Source organism: Aquabacterium sp., assembly GCF_004297345.1.
In the GTDB taxonomy this organism is placed as follows: domain Bacteria; phylum Pseudomonadota; class Gammaproteobacteria; order Burkholderiales; family Burkholderiaceae_C; genus Aquabacterium.
The window spans coordinates 1-19,236 of sequence record NZ_SCTN01000119.1 but is presented as its reverse complement, the minus strand read 5'-3'; the positions used below and the strand labels follow the sequence as shown (position 1 = coordinate 19,236).

At 62.2% G+C, this 19,236-nt stretch carries 17 protein-coding genes; 8 read left to right on the top strand and 9 right to left on the bottom strand.

All coding sequences use genetic code 11. The features are described from left to right. The first annotated feature begins 342 nt into the window (after positions 1 to 342). Complete coding sequence (gene hisC, locus EPO09_RS03610) at positions 343 to 1,440, top strand: histidinol-phosphate transaminase (protein WP_290640234.1); 1,098 nt, start codon at positions 343 to 345, stop codon at positions 1,438 to 1,440. Between the two features lie 59 nt (positions 1,441 to 1,499). Here the strand turns inward: hisC and EPO09_RS03605 are convergent, their stop codons facing one another. Together EPO09_RS03605 and EPO09_RS03600 are read right to left on the bottom strand one after the other, a co-directional pair. Continuing rightward, positions 1,500 to 2,999 carry an NAD(P)/FAD-dependent oxidoreductase gene (locus EPO09_RS03605; RefSeq protein WP_290640232.1) on the bottom strand — a complete coding sequence of 500 codons (1,500 nt, stop codon included), beginning with the start codon at positions 2,997 to 2,999 and terminating at the stop codon, positions 1,500 to 1,502. Positions 3,000 to 3,313: 314 nt separating this feature from the next. Next, complete coding sequence (locus tag EPO09_RS03600) at positions 3,314 to 4,054, bottom strand: glycine zipper 2TM domain-containing protein (protein WP_290640230.1); 741 nt, start codon at positions 4,052 to 4,054, stop codon at positions 3,314 to 3,316. 167 nt (positions 4,055 to 4,221) lie between these two features. Here EPO09_RS03600 and EPO09_RS03595 point away from each other — a divergent pair, with 167 nt between their 5' ends. Beyond that, positions 4,222 to 4,902, top strand: a complete 681-nt coding sequence (locus EPO09_RS03595; protein ID WP_290640228.1) for a DsbA family oxidoreductase — start codon at positions 4,222 to 4,224, stop codon at positions 4,900 to 4,902. Here EPO09_RS03595 and EPO09_RS03590 read toward each other — a convergent pair. Beyond that, on the bottom strand, positions 4,893 to 5,144 hold the full coding sequence (locus EPO09_RS03590; protein WP_290640226.1) for a DUF3297 family protein: 252 nt from the start codon (positions 5,142 to 5,144) through the stop codon (positions 4,893 to 4,895). The two genes, EPO09_RS03595 and EPO09_RS03590, sit on opposite strands and share 10 nt — an antisense overlap. A gap of 130 nt (positions 5,145 to 5,274) precedes the next feature. Here EPO09_RS03590 and EPO09_RS03585 point away from each other — a divergent pair, with 130 nt between their 5' ends. Then, positions 5,275 to 6,423 carry a hypothetical protein gene (locus EPO09_RS03585; protein ID WP_290640224.1) on the top strand — a complete coding sequence of 383 codons (1,149 nt, stop codon included), beginning with the start codon at positions 5,275 to 5,277 and terminating at the stop codon, positions 6,421 to 6,423. Positions 6,424 to 6,429: 6 nt separating this feature from the next. Here EPO09_RS03585 and EPO09_RS03580 read toward each other — a convergent pair whose 3' ends face one another. From EPO09_RS03580 to EPO09_RS03570, 3 genes are read right to left on the bottom strand one after another with little or no spacing between them, the layout of a single operon-like run. Further along, a complete protein-coding gene (locus EPO09_RS03580) occupies positions 6,430 to 7,926 on the bottom strand; it encodes a M20 family peptidase (protein ID WP_290640222.1) in 1,497 nt (498 codons plus the stop codon). A 22-nt stretch (positions 7,927 to 7,948) separates the two neighbouring features. Continuing rightward, positions 7,949 to 8,449 carry an LEA type 2 family protein gene (locus EPO09_RS03575; protein WP_290640219.1) on the bottom strand — a complete coding sequence of 167 codons (501 nt, stop codon included), beginning with the start codon at positions 8,447 to 8,449 and terminating at the stop codon, positions 7,949 to 7,951. Between the two features lie 33 nt (positions 8,450 to 8,482). Next, positions 8,483 to 8,761, bottom strand: coding sequence for a hypothetical protein (locus EPO09_RS03570; RefSeq protein ID WP_290640216.1), 279 nt, complete (start codon positions 8,759 to 8,761; stop codon positions 8,483 to 8,485). A 154-nt stretch (positions 8,762 to 8,915) separates the two neighbouring features. On the opposite strand from EPO09_RS03570, the gene EPO09_RS03565 reads away from it, so the two are divergent. Both EPO09_RS03565 and EPO09_RS03560 read left to right on the top strand, forming a co-directional pair. Then, the gene (locus EPO09_RS03565; RefSeq protein WP_290640214.1) at positions 8,916 to 10,616 is read left to right on the top strand and encodes a hypothetical protein; all 1,701 of its coding nucleotides are present in this window, start codon (positions 8,916 to 8,918) and stop codon (positions 10,614 to 10,616) included. A gap of 73 nt (positions 10,617 to 10,689) precedes the next feature. Beyond that, positions 10,690 to 11,994 carry a TAXI family TRAP transporter solute-binding subunit gene (locus tag EPO09_RS03560; RefSeq protein WP_290640212.1) on the top strand — a complete coding sequence of 435 codons (1,305 nt, stop codon included), beginning with the start codon at positions 10,690 to 10,692 and terminating at the stop codon, positions 11,992 to 11,994. On the opposite strand, the gene EPO09_RS03555 is transcribed toward EPO09_RS03560, so the two are convergent. Genes EPO09_RS03555 through EPO09_RS03545 form a run of 3 tightly spaced genes read right to left on the bottom strand, consistent with a single transcriptional unit; the run spans position 11,991 to position 15,356 of the window. Further along, positions 11,991 to 12,347: a DUF1304 domain-containing protein gene (locus EPO09_RS03555; protein WP_290640210.1), complete on the bottom strand. Its 357-nt coding sequence runs from the start codon at positions 12,345 to 12,347 to the stop codon at positions 11,991 to 11,993. The genes EPO09_RS03560 and EPO09_RS03555 overlap by 4 nt on opposite strands. A 50-nt stretch (positions 12,348 to 12,397) precedes the next feature. Next, positions 12,398 to 14,527, bottom strand: coding sequence for an EAL domain-containing protein (locus tag EPO09_RS03550; protein WP_290640208.1), 2,130 nt, complete (start codon positions 14,525 to 14,527; stop codon positions 12,398 to 12,400). Beyond that, complete coding sequence (locus EPO09_RS03545) at positions 14,511 to 15,356, bottom strand: response regulator (protein ID WP_290640206.1); 846 nt, start codon at positions 15,354 to 15,356, stop codon at positions 14,511 to 14,513. The genes EPO09_RS03550 and EPO09_RS03545 overlap by 17 nt, the downstream gene beginning before the upstream one ends. A gap of 242 nt (positions 15,357 to 15,598) precedes the next feature. Here EPO09_RS03545 and EPO09_RS03540 point away from each other — a divergent pair, with 242 nt between their 5' ends. The 3 genes from EPO09_RS03540 to EPO09_RS03530 form a co-directional block, all read left to right on the top strand. After that, positions 15,599 to 16,477 (top strand): transglutaminase family protein, encoded by an 879-nt coding sequence (locus EPO09_RS03540; protein WP_290640204.1) that lies wholly within the window; start codon positions 15,599 to 15,601, stop codon positions 16,475 to 16,477. A gap of 123 nt (positions 16,478 to 16,600) precedes the next feature. After that, a complete protein-coding gene (locus EPO09_RS03535) occupies positions 16,601 to 17,644 on the top strand; it encodes an AraC family transcriptional regulator (protein ID WP_290640202.1) in 1,044 nt (347 codons plus the stop codon). Between the two features lie 157 nt (positions 17,645 to 17,801). Then, the coding region (locus EPO09_RS03530) for a CocE/NonD family hydrolase (protein WP_290640200.1) at positions 17,802 to 19,236 on the top strand (1,435 nt) is incomplete at its 3' end.

Below are 19,236 nucleotides of genomic sequence, written 5' to 3'. Positions count from 1 at the left end.
CTGCACGGCAAGACCGTTGACGGTCGCGCCCTGGTCGTGAACCTGGCTCGTCCAAAAGAAGATCGTCCTTCGGGCGGCTTCGGTGGCGGCAATGGCGGTGGTTACCGCGGCGGCCGCGGTTCTTACTGATCCGCCGCTCGTGCCATACTGAGCCCATGAACATGCAGGCCATGATTGCTTCCTTGCATCACCACCATCACCATGCTTTGCCATGGCGCCGTGGTCATGCCTGCATGCGCGTCTTGCACCAAGCTTGAGAAGATCAAGCCAAGCAGCAAGACTTCAGCTCAGACAGCACCCGAGGCGCCGCAAGGCGCCTTTTTCATTGGCGAGGCACTTTTCATGAGTCGATTCTGGAGCCCCCTGGTCCAACAGTTGAAGCCCTATGTGGCTGGCGAGCAGCTTGATCTGCCTGGCCTGGTCAAGCTCAACACGAACGAGAACCCCTATGGCCCGGCGCCCGAGGTGCTGGCCGCCATTCAGCGGGCCGCGCAGTCCGGGCAGGCTGGTGGTGACGCACTGCGTCTGTATCCTGATCCGCAGTCTTCGGCGCTGAGGCAGGCCATCGCCACGCACCATGGTGTGACGCCTGAGCAGGTCTTCGTGGGCAATGGCTCCGACGAGGTGCTGGCCCACGCATTTCAGGCCTTCTTTCGGCACGGTGGCCCTTTGCTGATGCCGGACGTGAGCTACAGCTTCTATCCCGTTTATGGCCAGCTCTACGGCATCCCTTGCGAGACGGTGCCCTTGCGGGCCGATTTCAGTGTTGACCTGCAGGGCTATGCGCGACCGGACGGCGTGTGTGCGGGGGTGGTGATCGCCAATCCCAACGCGCCCACCGGCATCGCCTTGCCACTCGATCAGATCGAGGCCTTGCTGCGCCTGCACCCGAACCGTGTCGTGCTGGTCGATGAGGCTTATGTGGACTTCGGCGCGCAGAGCGCCGTGAACCTGCTGGATCGCCATCCCAATCTGCTGGTGGTGCAGACGCTGTCCAAGTCTCGCGGGTTGGCTGGTTTGCGTGTGGGGTATGCGCTGGGCTCAACCGAGTTGATCGAGGGGCTGGCGCGCATCAAGGGTTGTTTCAACTCCTATCCACTGGACCGGTTGGCGCAGGCGGGCGCCGTGGCCTCGTTTGCCGCGCAAGGCTATTTCACCCAGACCTGTTCGCGCGTGATGCAAAGCCGGGATCGATTGACGCAAGGGCTCGACGCCTTGGGCTTTGAGGTCTTGCCCAGCGCCACCAACTTCGTGTTTGCACGGCATCCTCAACGCGATGCGGCTGAGTTGGCGCAAGCCTTGAAGGCGCAGGCCATCTTGGTGCGGCACTTCCCTCAGCCGCGTATTGCGCAATTCCTGCGCATCACGGTCGGGACGGACGCGCAGTGTGAGCGTCTTCTGGCTGCCTTGGGTGGCATGGTGGGCACGGCGCAGGCTTGAACGTTCACCATGAAAAACGCCCCTGTTGAAGGGGCGTTTCAAGGGGGTGTCGCAGGCGATCAGCTCGCGTAGCGTTTTTGCGGCTCCGCCTGCTGCGTGGGGCGCGCCACCTTGCGTGGCTTGGAGAAGGTCATCACGCCGTCTTCCAGCTTGCCGTTGTGCAGCTGCTTCTTGTCCAGCGCGTAGTTCTGGTAGAGCTTCCACGGTGCGCGGTCGGCGCCCTTGGGCAGGAGGTGGGACACGCGGGCCACATAGCCGGAGGTCATGTCCAGCAGCGGGGCTTCCTTGACGTTCGGGTCGCGGTTGGGCATGGCGATGCGCGTGCCGGTCTGGTCCATGTGCTTGAGCAGGCGGCACACGTACTCGGCGATCAGGTCGGCCTTCAGCGTCCACGAGGCGTTGGTGTAGCCCAGTGTGTTCGAGAAGTTGGGGAGGTCGCTGAACATCAGGCCCTTGTACGAGATGCGCTTGCCCATATCGACTTGCTCGCCATCCACCTCGATGTTCATGCCGCCGAACAGGCGCAGGTTCAGGCCCGTGGCGGTCACGATGATGTCGGCCTTCTCGACCTTGCCGGACTTCAGCAAGATGCCTTCTGGCACGAAGCGGTCGATATGGTCTGTCACCACCGAAGCCTTGCCTTTGCGCAGGGCCTTGAACATATCGCCATTGGGCACGGCGCACAGGCGCTGATCCCATGGGTTGTAAGGCGGCGTGAAGTGCTTCATGTCAAAGTCAGGGCCAACCTGGGCCTTGACCTGCTTGAGCAGCAGCTTGCGCATGAAGTTGGGGTATTTGCGCGAGAGCTTGAAGATGCCCTGGGTGATGAAGTTGTTGCGAGCACGGCTGATGTTGTAGACCGTCATCTCGGGCAGGAACTTCAGCAGGAAGCGCACCATCGGGTCGAACTGCGGCACCGAGACCACGTAGCTGGGCGTGCGCTGCAGCATGACCACGTGCGAGGCCTTGTCCGTCATCGAGGGGATCAGGGTGATGGCGGTGGCGCCCGAACCGATCACGACCACGCGCTTGCCGCTGTAGTCGAGCTTTTCTGGCCAGAACTGAGGGTGGATGACCTGCCCCTTGAAGGACTCGCTGTCCTTGAAGTCGGGTGTGAAGCCGGCTTCGTAGTTGTAGTAGCCCGAGCACATCATCAGCCAGCCGCAGGTCATCTGCACGGTCTCGCCGGATGTCTTTTGCACGTCCAGGGTCCAGGTGGCCGTTTCGCTCGACCAAGAGGCGTTGACCACCTTGCTGCCAAAGCGGATCTTCTTCTGGAAGCCGCCGTCGCGGGCCACTTCCTGGATGTAGTTGCGGATGCGATCGCCGTCGGCGATGACCTGCTTTTCGGTCCAGGGCTTGAAGTTGTAGCCCAGGGTGTACATGTCCGAGTCGGAGCGAATGCCGGGGTAGCGGAACAGGTCCCAGGTGCCGCCAATCGTGTCGCGGCCTTCCAGGATGGCGAACGTCTTGTCGGGGCATTGCTGAGTCAGGTGCCAGGCTGCACCGATGCCGGACAGGCCGGCACCCACGATCAGGACGTCAAAGTGTTCGGACATGCTTTTTGTCTCCTAGCTGGTCCAGTGAAGGCAAGACTTGTTTTGTAGCCCACGATGCAGGCTTGCTCGAAGGCAATTTGTCACCGGATCGCGGTTGACCTGCATCAAGTGACAAAACGGTGTGGCAATGTATATCTGGAAAGAAGCATTGTCAAATGGGATTCCTGTGCGAGTCTGGCATTGTCGCGCTGGATGCCCTTTTGGCAGCAAAAACGCCAACGCCCCCGAGGTGGGGGCGTTGCAATGGATCGTCGTTGATCCTGATTGCCAGTGTGACGCTGGCCTGATGCCGGGCCCGTGGCGCCCGGTTCGGCTCAGTTGTTGCCGGCCAGCGGGCGCAGCGTTTTGCCATCGACTTCAACGCGGGAGCCCGTTGCGGGCTCGGTGCTTTGCATGACAGTGCGCGTGCTGCCGTCATCCATGCGAACGCGAACTTCATACACGGTGGAGGCTTTCTGCTGCTTTTCCACTTCATTGCCGGCCAGGCCGCCGCCGATGGCGCCCAGCACGGTCAGGGCTGTCTTGCCGCTGCCTTTACCCATCTGGTTGCCGACCAGGCCGCCCAGTACGCCACCGGCCACGGCGCCAACGCCAGAGCCTTGGCCCTTTTGCTGCACTGCGCGCACGGATTCAATCACGCCGCAGTTGGCGCAGGTTTGAACCACAGGGGCTTCCTGGGTGGGGGCGCCGCCGACCGTGGCGTTGTCGCTGGCCTGGTTGGTGTTGCCACCGCCCGCAGAGCTGGCATGCTTGTTGTGCTTGGCGGGGGCGCTGTGCTGAGGCGCAGGCTCTGCGCTGACGCTGCTGGCAGCGGGTGAAACGCCCGTGACCAGGGCCTCGGCAGGGGCGCTGCCTGCCGCCGTAGGCGCCAGGGATTGCTGCTCGATGGCGGGGATGTCTGCTGCCGCGACTTTCTCGGGGTTCGTGGCCGGGGCGCGCAACCACATGCCTGCCGCCAGGCCGGCGCCCACCAATGCGATGCCACCCGCGGCAAACAGCGCCGAGCGCGGGATCTTGAGCGTGACGGCGGATGAATCGTTGTTGGTTTCGGACATGAACTGCTCCAGGCAAAGAAAAATGGGTGATCACACTTCAACGCACGAGCATGCGCGCTGGATGTCATCGGCTTGTGTTCAAACGTAAATTCAGCGAATTCAGCAGGGATATGCGGGCGAGCGGCGGGCTGTGTACGATGCCTGCCTGATCGTTTTGGACCAGGTTCATGTATCAACTCAAGATCGATTTCGTCTCGGACGTGTCCTGCCCCTGGTGCGCCATTGGGCTGGCGGCGCTGGAGCAAGCTTTGGCGAACCTGGCAGGCGAGATATCGGCGAGCATCCATTGCCAGCCCTTCGAGTTGAACCCTGCGATGGCACCAGGCGGGCAGGACATCACCGAGCACCTGTCACAGAAGTACGGTTCGACGCCCGAGCAGCAGGCGCAGATTCGCGCCACCATTCGCCAGCGTGGTGCCGATGTGGGCTTTGAGTTCAACGCAGATGGCCGTGGCCGCATCTACAACACATTTGATGCGCATCGCCTGCTGCACTGGGCGGGCGTGGAGCATGCTGAACGACAACTGCCTTTGAAGAAGGCCTTGCTGGTGTCTTGCCATCGTGACCGTCAGGCCATGGATCAGCACGACGTGTTGCTGACAGCTGTGCGCCAGGTGGGGCTGGATGCTGCGCGTGCGCAAGAGGTCCTGGCCAGTGGGGCCTATGCACAAGAGGTGCGTGAGGCCGAGCGCCTCTACACCTCAAGCGGCATCCACTCGGTGCCCGCCGTCATCATCAACGATCAGCATCTGATCTCGGGTGGGCAGCCTGCTGCCGTGTTCGAGCAGGCGCTGCGCCAGATTGCGGCGCAGGCACAGATCGCGGACGAGCCGCCCGATCACTTGTAGAAGACTTCAACCTTGCCCTTGAGCTTGATCAGCAGGGCCTTGCCTTTGCGATCGACCTTCTTGCCTGCGGCAACCTTGATCCAGCCTTCGCTGATGCAGTATTCCTCGACGTCCACGCGCTCCTTGTCGTTGAAGCGGATGCCGACATCGCGCTCGAACACGGATGCGTTGAAGTGCGGGCTGCGAGGATCGATGGACAGGTGATCGGGCAGGGCGGGGGCTTGTTGTGGTGTGTCGCTCATGTTTGCAGATGCTGGAGGGCGCTTTTGCGCCGGAAGTTCGCACATTTTCTCGCAAATCCGGGTTCGCCAACGCTAAGCTCGACCGTTGGCGCCCGCCGCGCCGCCTCCATCCTTGTTTTTCGGAGTCCGAATGGCCTGCTTGAAGCCGCTGCATTGCCTGATTGCCTTGTCGCTGTTACCTTCCTTGATGGCCCAGGCTGGGCCGCCCTCCGCAACGTCATCCGCTGCGCCAGTGTGCCGACCAGAGCGCCTGCAATGGGGCGTCAACGTGCACCAGCCGACCGACCAATGGCCCAAAGTGCAGGAGGTCGTGGCGCCTCGTGGCTTCTCGCGCGTTCGGCTGGACATGTGGGCCAAGGATGGCAAGCGCAATGCGCAGATGAGGGCGTTTGCCAGCAATCTGGCGCGCCAGGGTATCGAGGTATCGGCTGTGTTGTTCGACGCCTATGCCAATGGCTACCCGGCCGCGCAGATGTGCGATGCGGATCTGACTGTGGTCGAGCAGAACGCCTACAAGGAGGTCAGCCAGGCCCTCGGCCAGGTTGCTGACGTGATCCATGACTTCGAGCTGCTCAATGAGATTCCGCTGTATCCCAACATCAAGACGACCTTGAGCAAGGGCCTCGATGCGGCCGATTTCGATACCCCTTGCGGTCGATTGCAGGCGGCGAACCTGCGTGGCATGTCCCGGGCGATTGTCGACGAGCGCAAGCGGACCGGCGCGCCCCTGCGCATCATCCTGGGGACCGTGGCCCGAGCCTTCGGTTTCTACAAATTCATGCAAAGCCAGGGCGTGACCTTCGATGTGGCCGGCTATCACATCTACCCGCTTGAGAAGCACAAGCCCCTGGATCAGGATCCCTGGTTTGGTGATGGCGGTGCGTTGGGTCAATTGGCGCGCTTCAATAAGCCCATCCACATCAACGAGTTCCACTGCGCCGAGATCTACAAGCCGGCATTCGAGAACAAGGCCGATCAGCCGGAAACCGAGGGCTGTTTGCGTGGCCTGACGCAGCACCTCAAAGAGATCGTCAATTTCAAGGGTGGCCGCATCGAGTCGGTCTACTTGTACGAGTTGACTGACGAGCCGCGCAAGCACGAACCCGAGAACCGTTTTGGTTTGATGTATGACCTGGAGACGCCCAAGGTGGGGCTGTATCTGGTAACCGCCTTTGCAGGGGGCAAGTTGTCGGATACGGAAGCGCGTGAAGTCACGCGCAGGCAGTTGTTGACGCCCGCTCAGTTGGCGTCCTGGTCGGGCTGCGGCGCACGCCCCTGAGCATGCTCACAGTTCGTTCGCGTTGCGCAGGAGCCGCTCGTAGAACTGAATCATGCCGACGTAGTTGTCCACGCTCAGGCGTTCGTTGGTGCCGTGAAAGCGCGCCAGATCAGGCTGGGCCGCATGCATGGGCGTGAAGCGGAAGGTGGCATCGCTCACGTCGGCGAAATGCCGTGAGTCGGTGCCGCCCACCAACAAACCTGGTGCCACGACGACATCGGGTTGCAGTTCGCGCAGCGTGCGCGCCAGCAGCCGGTAGGCTGGCGTCTGACTGCTGGAAACCGCAGAGGCTTCGGTGACTTGAGGCTGGCGTCCGACCTTCACGTTCAAGCCAGACAGGACCTGTTTGACGTGCTGTTCTACCGCCTCGCTGCGGTCGCCTGGCAGCAGGCGGAAGTTGACCAGGGCGGTGGCCACGCCTGGCAGCACGTTCTCACGCTCGCCGGCCTTGAACACCGTGGCCACGCTGGTTGTGCGCAGCATGGCATTGGCGGAGGGTGTTTTTTCAAGCTGGCTGGTCACCACTGGGGCGGTCAGCCACAGGTTGCTCAAGAGCCAGCGCGTGGGGCCTTCCACTTCAGGCGCCACGGCTTCGAACATGTCACGCGGCAGTCCCGTGAGGTGGGGCGGCATCTGGTGCGCCTCCACACGGGCGACGGCTTCGCCGACCATGCCGATGGCGCTGCGCATGGGCGGCATGCTGGCGTGGCCAGGTTGGGCTTTGGCCGTCAGACTGAGTGTGAGGTAACCCTTCTCGGCCATCCCGATCAGGGCGACCGGCTTGTGCACGCCGGGCACCATGCCATGGGTGATCAGCAGGCCTTCGTCCATGGCGAAGCGCAGGCGTACCTTCTGCTGCTTGAGCCAGTCGGCGATGAGTTTCGCGCCGTTGGCGCCGCCTACTTCTTCGTCGGCGCCAAAGGCCAGGTAAATGGTCTGCCTGGGCTGAAAGCCTGATTGCAGCAGCATCTCGACGGCTTCCATGATGGCCATGAGATTGCCCTTGTCATCCCAGGCGCCTCGGCCCCAGATGAAGCCGTCTTTCAAGCTGCCTGAGAACGGGGGCTCCTGCCAGTCACGCTCAGTGCCCGGGGCGATGGGGACCACATCCTGGTGTGCGAGCAGCGCGATGGGTTGCGCATGAGGATCACTGCCAGGCCAGGTGTAGAGCAGGGCGTGTTGCCCGAAGCGTTGCAGGCCCAGCGTGGCGTGGGCTTTGGGGAAGCTGGCAGTCAGATGTTGATGCAGGGCCTCAAAGGCCTTGGCGTTCTGGTCATCCGGCGTCCATACGGTGGGCTGCTGAACGGCCACGCTCAGCCTGCTGGCTGCAGCATGGGCGTCCATGACCACACCGGGCCTTGCTGGCACCGTTGTCTGGCTGGTAGAGAGTTGCCATGTGTGCCAGGCCATCACAGCCAACAGCACCAGCAGTGCGGCCGCCAGGAACAGTGCCCATCGCAAGAGCAGGCGCCCGCGCTGTGCAGGCTTGGTAGGCAGTGACATGGTTCCCCTCATGGCCACAGGTTCAGCGTGGGATCAGGCCCTTGGGCAACTCCAGCTCGCCATTGGCCGCGAAGCGTGTGCCGCCACCCAGGCCGCTGCCGGCCAGTCGGCCACGCAGGGCGTATTCAATGCGTGTATTGGCGTTGATGCCACTGCCGGCGGCCAGCCCCGCCACTTGGCGCAGTACGGCAAAGGCCGAGACCGAAACCGGGACGGCGATCAATGCTTCGCCAAAGCGCGGGATGCTGCCTTTTTCGCTGCTCACACCGCTGGCAAAGCTGTTGCCGCGCAAGTCGAGTTCCACCGAGATGCCGTCGTAATCCACTGTCGATTCGGTGGGGTTCTGCACGCGCAACTTGAGCGCCAGTCGGGCTTCCATCAACTCGCCGGGCAGGGGATCAAGGCCCACCACGGTCACGCGCACGGATTCTCGATCCAGCAAATTGGCGCAGCCGGTCAGTGCCAGACCGCTGGCAGACAGTGCAAGCGCACGCAGGCAGGTGCGTCGAGCTGGATTGAACATGGTGAGTGCGCTTTCAGCGAGTGAGGTTGATGATCAGGCCAGGGTCTTGGGCGGGTTGCCCGATTCCGGCGGGCCGCCCCGGTGTGATTTGGTCCAGCTGTAATCGGTCGGACGCTCGTCGCTCACGCCTGGCTTGCTGACGCAGTCGCCCAATTCGGAGTTCATGACCACGTGGCTGTTGAGGGCGAGGCCATCGGCGTCCCTGTCTTTGCGGCGGGCCTCCGCATAGGCGAGCGCGGGCAGCAATTGATCGTCGGTGAAATGTTCGACGAAAGGGCGGCCATTGCTCAGCCAGTACACAACGATGCTCATGCTGTGCAGTGTAGGCCTTGTGGCCCGTCGCGACGCTGATCGACTTGACTCGAGTTGGGGTGCTGGTTTCCCCCGATTTGCGGGGGGCAGGGGCGTACTTCAACAAGGACAATGCGCCTGGTTCCATAACGTTAACAGTTCAGGGAGTAAAGCAATGAAGCTTGTGCGCAAGCCATGGCAAGCCGTGGTTCTCAGTTTGGTGGGCGCAAGCCTGGTGACGTTGAGCGGTTGTGGCGGGGGCGGTGGTGCACCAGCCGACACGTCCGCAACAGTGTCCTCCACCGAGGGCAGCACGACGGCCAGTCGCTTCACCGCGATGGAAGTACCCATGTTGATGCCTGCGGTGAGCACGAGCCCGAGCAGCGCGTCGACAGCCGCTGCTGTGGCAACGCCCACAACGACGACCGGCAAGACCTTGCTGATCATGGACACGACCACCGGCCAGGTTGTCAGGCAATACAGCGTCAGCGACTGGTCTGTCGTCGATCGTTTTTCGCTGGACGCCGGTACAGGCGAGCCGCATCACAAAGGGACTGGTCATGTGTACATGATTCAGGACGGCAAGGTGATGCAGTTGGATCTGAGTGGCGCCACCCTGGGCGAGCCCAAACAGATTTCGTCGATCACGACGGCCTGCACATTCTCATCGGGGCGTCACGTGAGCCCCTACGCGTATCTCGCGCTGGATGGCCAGCATGTCTGGCTTCAGGTTCTGACTGTGGGCGCTGGCGCATCGTGTGATTCCTACACGACCAATTACAAGACCTACCTGGTTTCATCGGACATGCCTACCACCGAGGTGGGGCGAGTTCAGTGGGGCAAGTTCACCAATGGTGTGACCTTTGTGGGAACCCTGGCCGGAAGCCAGCAAGGCGCCGGTGTTCAGGGCGTGATGCTGTATGACCGTGTCAACCTGCGCCTGGCTGTGTACAGCGCCGACCTCAAGCAGGAACAGTATGTCGTCAGGCAGGACAGCGCGCCGCTGGTCTATCCGCCTGTTTTCCGTGGCTTGTTGCCCGGTACTCAGAAAGGCTTGCTGCAACTCGATGGCATCGTCTACGTCATGGATTGGAGCAGCGGCAAGCTGGTGTTGACCGATTCGGGCATCAAGATTGCCCAAATCAGCAGCACCTGGCTCCAGGCAACCGACCGGAAGAATGCGAAGACCTATCTGTCTGATGGCATCACGATCTATGCCATCGACGGGGCAACGGGTGCCGTGTCCACCTTTGGCACCATCGATGCAGCCAAGGGCAGCGTGCGCGGCATGTACGTGGCGGGCAATGCCCTGGTGATCAACCAGGGGCACTACGCCGATCCCACCCGCACGCCACCGCAGGTGTATGACTCGCATTTGGTGATCAAGGACCTTGGCACGCGCCAGGAAACCGAGCCGTTTGGCGTGCTGACGGAAAACACGACCGTCTATGGCGCCAGTGGCAATGCGCTGATGCTGTCCATTTCGCCAACGACTGCGGGCAGCACGGACTTGGTTCGAATGGACGTGAGCACCGGCGAACGCAAGACCGTGTTCAGCGGCGTGTTCATGAGTGCCTATATTTCTTACCTTGGTGTGCCGGTCAAATGGGGTGGCATCGAGTACACGGACTTCATGCTGTCCACGGCGGTTGTGGGTGGTGGCATGAATATATCCAGCTACAGCGTGACAACTGGCAAGACCTTGCCCATGGGTACTTTGCCCAAGCCAAGCACGACCTCCGGTTGGAGTTGGGGGCTCACGACGTATTGGGCCTCGGCGCCGGTGGCCATGACCTGGGCGGATCAGCTGTGGACATATGACCCGCAACAGGCCAACTCCTTGACGCAGGCGTGGCCCACCCCGGCGCTGAACTGAACAGCGGCGATCCGAGTGCCATCCGCAGAACCTGGCTCAATCAGTAAGATGCCGGTTTCACGGATGAGCACTCATGGTTGCAAAGAACTGGTTCCGCTGGGCATCGCTTGACTTCTGGCTGACGCTGGCCAGCGCGCTGGCATTGATTGCGCTCGCTTTCTGGGTGGCCAGCCGGTTCATCACGCCCGCGCCGCCCAGCCGGATCGTGATGACGGTCGGGCAGGAGGGCGGCGCCTATGAGGGCCTGGCCAAGGATCTGCAGGTCTTGCTGGCTCAAAGCGGCATCAAGCTGGAGTTGCGCACCACACGTGGCGCTCGCGAGGATCTGGATCTGCTCACGGATCCTCAAGCAGGCGTCACGCTGGCCGTGGTGCAGGGGGGCGTGGCCACCGAGGCTGATGGCAATGATCTGATGAGCCTGGCGGCTTTGTATCGCGAGCCGGTCTGGGTGTTCTATCGGCAAGGGCTGAAGGTGGATCGACTCAGTTCGCTCAAAGGGCGGGCCTTGTCCATCGGGCCTGCTGGCAGCGGCGTGCGCACCTTGTCGGCGCAACTGCTCAAGGCCAACGGTGTGGACGACAGCAACACGCGCCTGGCAGACTGGCCTTCCGATGAGGCCGCGCAAAGGTTGATCGACCGCAAGCTGGATGCCATCATGGTGGTGGGGGCGCCCGAGTCCAATCTGATCCATCGGTTGATGAGCCAAGGCGGCATCCGCTTGATGGACTTCGCGCAGGCCGAGGCCTATTCGCACCAGTTCCCTTTTCTGGCCCGCATCGTGCTGCCCATGGGAAGCTTCGACCTGGTGCGCAACATCCCGGATCATGACGTGACGCTGGTGGCGCCGACTGCCAATCTGGTTGTGCGTGATGACATCCATCCCGCCTTGATCGACCTGTTGATGGAGGTGGCCACGGACGTCACCTCAGACGCCAGCATGTTGCATCGCGAAGGCGAGTTTCCCTCGCCCAAGGGGGTGGATATTCCCTTGAGCGATGATGCCGCGCGCTACATGAAGAACGGACCATCCTTCCTGCACAAGTACCTGCCGTTCTGGATTGCCGTGTGGGCCGATCGCCTGTTGGTGCTGTTGATTCCCATCGTGGCGGTGTTGTTGCCCGTGATGAGGCTGGCACCTGCGGCTTACGCCTGGCGCGTGAAATCCCGTATCTACCGCTGGTACGGACGCCTCAAGCAACTGGAGTACGAGCTGGATCTGGAAGGCAGTCAGCTTGATGCGGCTGGGGCCATGGCGCGCCTTGATGACATCGAACGTGGCGTCAGCGGCATCCGCACGCCCTTGGCGTTTTCAGAGAACCTCTACAACTTGCGTGCGCACATCGAGCTGGTGCGGCATCGTTTGCGCAAAGCTGCTTAGTTCAACAGCACGAGGGCCAGCCCGATGGCAGCAGGCATGGCCTGGATGTAGAGAATCTTGCGGCTGGCCGTGACGGCACCAAACACACCGGCCACGATCACGCAAGCCAGAAAGAAGATCTGGACAGGCCGGCCAGGTGTACCCAGCAGCAGGCCCCAGATCAGGCCCGCAGCCAGAAAGCCGTTGTACAGCCCCTGATTTGCCGCCAGCACCTTGGTGGCCTCGGCTTGTTCGCGCTTTTGGCCAAAGGCCTTCAGGCCCGCTGGCTTGGTCCACAGGAACATCTCCAGCACCATGAAGTAGATGTGCAACAGCGCGACGAGTGCGACAACGATCTGGGCAGCGATGGTCATGAGGGCCTTGCAGTGATGGACGAGCGCCGCAGTGTACGGCGCTCGCGTCATCATGTCTCGTCTGCGGGTTTCAGCGTGGCATCAAATTCATCTGATGGCAGGGGCCTGGCAAACAGATAGCCCTGCTGTTGCGCGCAGCCGTGGGCCAGCAGGAATGTGGATTGCCCGTGTGTTTCCACGCCCTCGGCCACCACCTGCAGGCCGAACACGCGGCTCAAGGCAATGACGGAGACCGCGATGGCACCGTCTCGGCCGCCTCGCCACACATCGGTCACAAACGATCGGTCAATCTTCAATTCATCCACAGGGAAGCGCTTGAGATAACCCAGCGACGAGTAGCCCGTGCCGAAGTCATCCAGCGAGACCTTGAAGCCCATCTCGCGCAACTCCTGCAGGCGCACCACGGCGCGCTCCACATCGGACATCAGCAAGGACTCCGTCACTTCCAGCACAAGTGATGTCGGATGCAGTTGGTGTCGTTGCAGCAAGGCTTGCAGCTGTGTTTTCAAGCCGTCATCAGCAAAGCTGGGGCTCGACAGGTTGACCGACACCGGCACCATCTGCAGGCCACGGTCTGCGCGTCGGCGCAGGTCTTCGCAGGCTTTCTCCAGCACCCAATCGGTCAGGGGCAGGATCAGGCCGGATTCTTCGGCCAGCGGGATGAACTCTCCGGGCGACACCATGCCGCGCTCCGGGTGCAGCCAGCGCACCAGCGCTTCGGCGCCAATGATGCGGCCCGTGCCTGCGTCCACCTTGGCCTGGTAGTGCAGTCTCAGCTGGCCTTCCGTGATGGCGTGCCGCAGATCGCTTTCCCGGGCCAGGCGCACACTGGCACGCACGTTCATGGCTTCATCGTAGAAGCGGTGCTGGGCTCGCCCGGCTGACTTGGCGGCATAGGCTGCCTGCTCGGCGCAGCGTGTCAGCCCTTCGGCATCGGCTGCATCGCGTGGGTAGAGTGCCAGGCCGATGCTGGCGGTCAACACCAGTTCATGCTCATCAACGCTGATCGGCTCGGCGATGGCCTGGAGCAAGCGGTCGGCCACCAGCGTGGCCTGTTTCTCATCGGCAATATCGACCAGCAGCAAGGTGAAGGCGTTGGCGCCCACGCGCGACACCATCGACTCTTGCGCTGGCGCGCGGGCGTCCATGGCGATGTCCGATGTACGGATCGATGCCTTCAAGCGCGTCGAGATCAGTCTCAGGATGGCATCGCCCTGGCTGTAGCCAACGGCGTCGTTGACGCTCTTGAAGCGGTCCATGTCCACATAGACCATGGCGCAGCCTGCGTTCAGCCGGGCAGATCGATCCAGTGTGGGGCCGACCAGTTCGGCAAAGAACTGGCGGTTGGGCAGGCCGGTCAGAACGTCATAGTGGGCGAGGCGCTTGATGCGTTCTTCCGCCTCCACGCGATCCGTGATGTCTTGTGTGATGCCTTCCACGGCGACTTGTCGGCCCTTGTGGTCGATGACCACGGCCGCTTGCTCGAAGACCGTGCGTGCCGCGCCGTCGAATCGGTGGACCATGAAGGTGCGCTGGTACGGACGGCCTTCTTCCAGCGCGGCCTGCCGCATGGCGCGTACGGTGTCTCGGTCGGCACTGGCCACGCGAGAGAGAAAGTCTTCGGGCCGGGCACGGGCCACCACTTCGGGCGGCACGGCCAGCACGCGGGCCAGCTCGGGGGAGCAGATGAAGCGCTGGCCTTCGGCGCGCAACTCCCAGCTGCCCATGTTGGCGATGTGCTGCGCACGCTCCAGCCGTTCGTGGCTGCGCATGGCCGACTCAATCGCCAGGCCGGCACGCAAGGAGTAGCGCACGCGGTGTGACAGCAAAGTCCAGTTGATGGGCTTGGAGATGAAGTCGGTGGCGCCGGCTTCGTAAGCTTGCTCGATCGAGGTGCTGTCATGCAGCCCCGTCAACATGAGAATGGGCAGGCGCTCTCCGCGAGCCGTTTGGCGCACGTGCTTGCACACTTCATAGCCATCGAGCTTGGGCATCATCACGTCAAGCAAGAGCAAGTCGAAGGGCGTTTGCTTGACTTGCTCCAGGCCTTCGATGCCATCGCCAGCTTCGCTGACCTCGAAGCCCGCATGGCGCAGCGTGTTGGCTGCCATGCCGCGTAGCAGCGGATCATCGTCGATGATGAGCAGGCGTGGCGGGTGGGGGTCAACAATGTTCAGCATGAGGGTACTGCGCTTTCTGAACGAGGTCATGTTGTCGGCCGAGCTTGTGGCAAAGCCTGTCGAATTCAGTGTCGAACTGGCCGGGCAGATGGGCCATGTCCTGATGGCCGAAGCGCAGATGGGCTTCGGCATTGGCGGCGCACGCGGCCATGGCGAAAGCGCCGACGGCTGCGCTCGACGATTTCAAACTGTGTGCGGCGTGTTGGGCCTTGTGCGTGTCGCCTTCGATCGCGGCCTGCCTGATCGTGTGGAGCAGGTCAGGCAAGGACTTGAAATACATGTCCAGCACGAGGGCGCCATAGTGCGGCTGAGAGCCATCGGCCACCATGGGCAGGGCGGCCAGCACGCCCTGATCGAAGACTTGCGGCGCCGCGACAATACGGCCCGATTTGTGTCGCGCGTGGGCGGCGTCATCGTGCTCGGTACCAGCGTTGTGCTGGCCCCAATGCCCCCAATGGGCCACGGCCGACATGAGCTGATGGATGTCCACCGGTTTGGTCAGGAAGTCGTTCATGCCGGCGGCCAGGCAGGCATCGCGGTCTGTGCTGAAGGCCTGAGCCGTCAGCGCAATGATGGGAATGGCTCGCCCCGCGGAACCCGCGTCGCCGGCACGCAGGCGTCGCGTGGTTTCCAGGCCGTCCATGTCGTCCATGCGGCAATCCATGATGACCACGTCATACGGCGTTGATTGGATGGCCAATAACGCGGCGCGACCGCCATCGACGGCACTGACCTGGTGTCCGAAATGCCTCAGCATGTGGCACACCATGTCTCGGTTCACGATTTCGTCTTCGACAACCAGCACGTGTAAGGGCGCTTGTTGCTGCATAGGGCTCCCGCTTATGTCTTGATCAATCAGAGTGCTGGTATTCGGCAGGGCGGGGGGCAGACTTGAGTTTGTTGAACTGATTTCAGCAGTTAAGGGGGCAGATTGCGAATGGCGCGAATATGTGTTTGCCCATATATAAGCTGACCCAGTATTTATGGGGGTATCAGAAAAGGTTTCTTGCCCTTTGTGTGCAATAGGACTAGAAGGAAGCATGGTCTCGCTTTGTGGCCATGGAGAAATACTTGGTCCGAATTGAACTGTCCATTGACCTGCTTTATGAAGTCGCTCCGCCGGGCGCAGATTTCGTCTTCAACATCCATTGCGCCCACACGCGCAGCCAGATCCTTTACCGTGAGCAATTGCAGATCAGCCAGCAGGTGCTGCCGCAGATCTTCACGGACCCGGTGACACACAACCGCTATCTGCGCATGAGCGCCTGGGCCGGGTCCCTGGCGGTCAATTACAGCGCCGTGGTCGACCTGCACCACCATCTGGCCATGCCGGAGCAGATCGCCGAGGTGCCGGTGGCCCGCCTGCCGCCGGAGGTGCTGTCCTACATCTACCCCAGTCGGTATTGCCAGTCAGACCGGCTGGGGGCGCTGGTCATGGCTGAGTTCGGCCAGCTGCCGCAAGGCTATGGTCGCGTGGTGGCCATTCAGGAATGGGTGCGCCGCAGGGTGCGCTTCGAGTCCAACTCCACCAACAGCAACACCTCGGCGCTGGACACGCTCAACGATGGCCGTGGCGTGTGCCGGGACTTTGCGCACCTGATGATCGCCTTGTGCCGTGCGCTCAACATCCCGGCGCGCTTTGCCACCGGCATCGATTTCGGCGCCGATCCGATCCTGGGGCCCACTGATTTCCATGCCTATGTCGAGGTGTTCCTGGGCGGGCGCTGGTACATCTTTGACCCGTCCAACACCGCCATTCCGATGGGCTTTGTGCGCTTCGGTACCGGACGGGATGCCGCCGATGTGTCGTTCGCGACCATCTTTGGCTCGGTGCAGTCGCCCCCGCCGCGCATTCAGGTCAAGGCGCTGCTGGATCCGGTTGCACAGTGGGAGATTCCCTGGCGTAGACCGGAGGCGATCTCGACCGATGCCCCCCTTTCATGGCCTTAAGGTTAGGGGGTGGCTAGGGAAATCACGAATCGTTGCCCGTGAATCGGTGGACGCAAAGCGCGCAGACTAGGGGCGTCAGGCGGGGGGCTTTACCCTGCCCCCTTGTTGTCGTAGCTGAGCCCAATGCGTATTTCGCCTGTCAATCTCAAGATCCTGGCCTACACCCTGGATGTCGAAGGCTTCGACTCCAGCAGGGCGCTTCGCCATTGCGGTCTGGGTTCTGACGACGATCTGCCGGAGGATGGCGAGTGGTTGCCGGTGGACGTGTTCGACCGGTTGATGGCCGCCGCCATCGACGTGACGGGCGATCCGGCCTTTGGCCTGGTGGCAGGCAAGAGCCTGGCCTTGATGCGCTATGGCGTCATCACGCCACTGGTGTTGTCAACGCCCAGCCTGCGCCAGATGCTGGATGACATCCGCCGATTTGCCGTGCTCTCGGTCGAGCATTCAGAAGTCGAACTCATTGAGGGGCGCCACAGTGCGCAACTCTTGATTCGGCCCGTGGTGCAGGGCGGCCTCAGCGGGGGCTTTCGTCGTGATCTGGTCGCCACATCCGCCGTGCAGATGCTGCGCTTTGCAGGCGCATCCAGTCAGGACATCTATCAGGTGGATCTGGCACATCAACCTGCGCCGGATCATGTGCCGCGCTACCTGGCCACCTTTGGCCCGCGCACCCGATTCGAGGCCCGCGAGTGCCTCATCAGTTTCAATCCCGCCTTGCTGGATCAGGCCATGCCGACGCATGACCCGGTGGCCTACACGGCGGCTCGTACGCGCGCAGATGCCGCGCTGGCGGCCATGCAGGCTGGCACCGACATGGCGGATCAGGTCCGGCAATGGTTGCTCAATGCCTTTCCTCGCCTGCCCACCGTGGCCGAGACAGCCGCCCATCTGGGCATGAACGAACGCAGCTTTCGGCGGCAACTGGGCATGCTGGGATCCAGCCACGCGGAGCTGACCCAGGAGTGTCAGCGCCTGGTGGCCGAGCGCATGCTGGTTGAGGGGCGCTTGCCGCTCAAGCAGATCGCCGACGAACTGGGGTTCTCGTCCGTTCACAGCTTTCATCGCGCTTTCAGACGGTGGTCGGGCCTGACGCCTTCGGCCTGGCGTGAACTTCGTGTGGCAGCCCCGATCAGGGGCGGTGCATCACAGGTTTCTGTCTTGTGACCATCAGGGAAAGCCTTTGCCGCCATGGCCAATACCTTGGTCAGTGCGGCTATTGGTCTGACCCTCGGCCTTTTCTAGCATGGCCGATTCCTGGCAACGGTGTCGCTCGGCACTTTGCCCCCATGTTCCTGATGCACTGAATTTCAACGGAGACAACATGCAGACTTCATCCAAAGGCGCGAGCACATTTGCACTGCGCGGCCTGGTCGCCGCTTTGGTGACGATCGGCGTGGCCGCCAGTGCGTCCGCCCAGACGAGCACCATGGGCACCCGTGGCAGCCTCAGTCAGGCCAACGCAGCCATCACGACGAACGCCAGCAGCACATGGAAGGAATACGCGCGCGCCGAGGACTACCCCGACTCCGTGACCTTGCCTTTGCAGTTCATCACGACATCCAAGGGCCAGAAGATCGCCGTGCTGGTGTCGGTGCCGGCGGATGCCAAGGGCAACCCGGTGGCGGGCAAGTTCCCTGTCATCCTGACGCAAACGGCATATCGCATTGACCTGGGCCAGTTGCTCGGGACGGTCTCCGGCACAGGCAACACCCTGCTGGTTGGTGGGCAAGACAAGTTCATGAACCGACGCGGCTACATCTCGGTGGCGGTGGACGTGCTCGGTTCGGGCATGTCCAGCGACGAGGCGCAACTTCTGGGGGCGGCCGAGCAGGCAGGTTACGGGGAGGCCGTGAACTGGGTGACGCAGCAATCCTGGTTCAATGGCCAGTTGGGGTTGGCGGGCACGTCCTATCTGGGCATCACCAGCTTGTTGACGGCCAAGCAAGGTCATCCCGCCGTGAAGGCTGTGTTTGCGCAGGTGCCCATGGGTGACTCCTATCGTGGCACGGTGGGGGTGGGCGGTTTGTTGAATGCCAAGTTCATCAGCCTGTGGCTGCCTTTGACGCAATCGCTGAGCGTGGGCAACAGCCTGGCTATCAGCAACAATCCCGCTTATGCCGACCAGATCAAGGCGGCCAATCAGCAGCACATCAATGCCGTTGACAGCTGGTATCTGCCCACCGTGGGCAACTCGCTGGCAGGGCAGGCAGGCTATTCAACTGATGATGGTGATTTCTGGGCGGTGCGCTCACCACTGGAGGGGGCATCGAAGATCAAGGTGCCGACCTTCCTGGTGGGCAGCACCAATGACATCTTCCAGCGCGACGAACCCCTGCTGTACGAGCAACTCAAGAAGAACGCCAATACCAAGCTGGTGATCGTCAAGGGTTCGCACGTTCAGGCTGTGTTGAATGCCGCAAGCGGCGCCGCCAATTCGACCGCCAATGGCGCGCCGGGCTCGGCCTCGCTGATGCTGCAATGGTTTGACCAGTACCTCAAGGGCATCAACACGGGGGCCGCCGAGTTGCCCAACGTGACCCAATACGTTGAGGGCTATGGTACGTTGGGCCTGAGCAAATTTGCCCGCGCCACCGATTGGCCGCATCCTCAGATGAGCCCGCAACGCATGTACCTGCGCGGTGACATGAGCTTGAGCGCACAACAACCGACTTCGTTTGAGCCCTCGCACACGGTGTCGGAACCTGCGGCTGCCGTGGTCACCTACAACAAGAGCAGCAGTGGCGACACGGTGCAGG

Excerpts from the sequence above, each read along its gene's own strand:
- hisC (WP_290640234.1), top strand. The coding sequence starts at position 343 with ATGAGTCGATTCTGGAGCCCCCTGGTCCAACAGTTGAAGCCCTATGTG.
- EPO09_RS03605 (WP_290640232.1), bottom strand. The coding sequence starts at position 2,999 with ATGTCCGAACACTTTGACGTCCTGATCGTGGGTGCCGGCCTGTCCGGC.
- EPO09_RS03600 (WP_290640230.1), bottom strand. The coding sequence starts at position 4,054 with ATGTCCGAAACCAACAACGATTCATCCGCCGTCACGCTCAAGATCCCG.
- EPO09_RS03595 (WP_290640228.1), top strand. The coding sequence starts at position 4,222 with ATGTATCAACTCAAGATCGATTTCGTCTCGGACGTGTCCTGCCCCTGG.
- EPO09_RS03590 (WP_290640226.1), bottom strand. The coding sequence starts at position 5,144 with ATGAGCGACACACCACAACAAGCCCCCGCCCTGCCCGATCACCTGTCC.
- EPO09_RS03585 (WP_290640224.1), top strand. The coding sequence starts at position 5,275 with ATGGCCTGCTTGAAGCCGCTGCATTGCCTGATTGCCTTGTCGCTGTTA.
- EPO09_RS03580 (WP_290640222.1), bottom strand. The coding sequence starts at position 7,926 with ATGTCACTGCCTACCAAGCCTGCACAGCGCGGGCGCCTGCTCTTGCGA.
- EPO09_RS03575 (WP_290640219.1), bottom strand. The coding sequence starts at position 8,449 with ATGTTCAATCCAGCTCGACGCACCTGCCTGCGTGCGCTTGCACTGTCT.
- EPO09_RS03570 (WP_290640216.1), bottom strand. The coding sequence starts at position 8,761 with ATGAGCATCGTTGTGTACTGGCTGAGCAATGGCCGCCCTTTCGTCGAA.
- EPO09_RS03565 (WP_290640214.1), top strand. The coding sequence starts at position 8,916 with ATGAAGCTTGTGCGCAAGCCATGGCAAGCCGTGGTTCTCAGTTTGGTG.
- EPO09_RS03560 (WP_290640212.1), top strand. The coding sequence starts at position 10,690 with ATGGTTGCAAAGAACTGGTTCCGCTGGGCATCGCTTGACTTCTGGCTG.
- EPO09_RS03555 (WP_290640210.1), bottom strand. The coding sequence starts at position 12,347 with ATGACCATCGCTGCCCAGATCGTTGTCGCACTCGTCGCGCTGTTGCAC.
- EPO09_RS03550 (WP_290640208.1), bottom strand. The coding sequence starts at position 14,527 with ATGCTGAACATTGTTGACCCCCACCCGCCACGCCTGCTCATCATCGAC.
- EPO09_RS03545 (WP_290640206.1), bottom strand. The coding sequence starts at position 15,356 with ATGCAGCAACAAGCGCCCTTACACGTGCTGGTTGTCGAAGACGAAATC.
- EPO09_RS03535 (WP_290640202.1), top strand. The coding sequence starts at position 16,601 with ATGCGTATTTCGCCTGTCAATCTCAAGATCCTGGCCTACACCCTGGAT.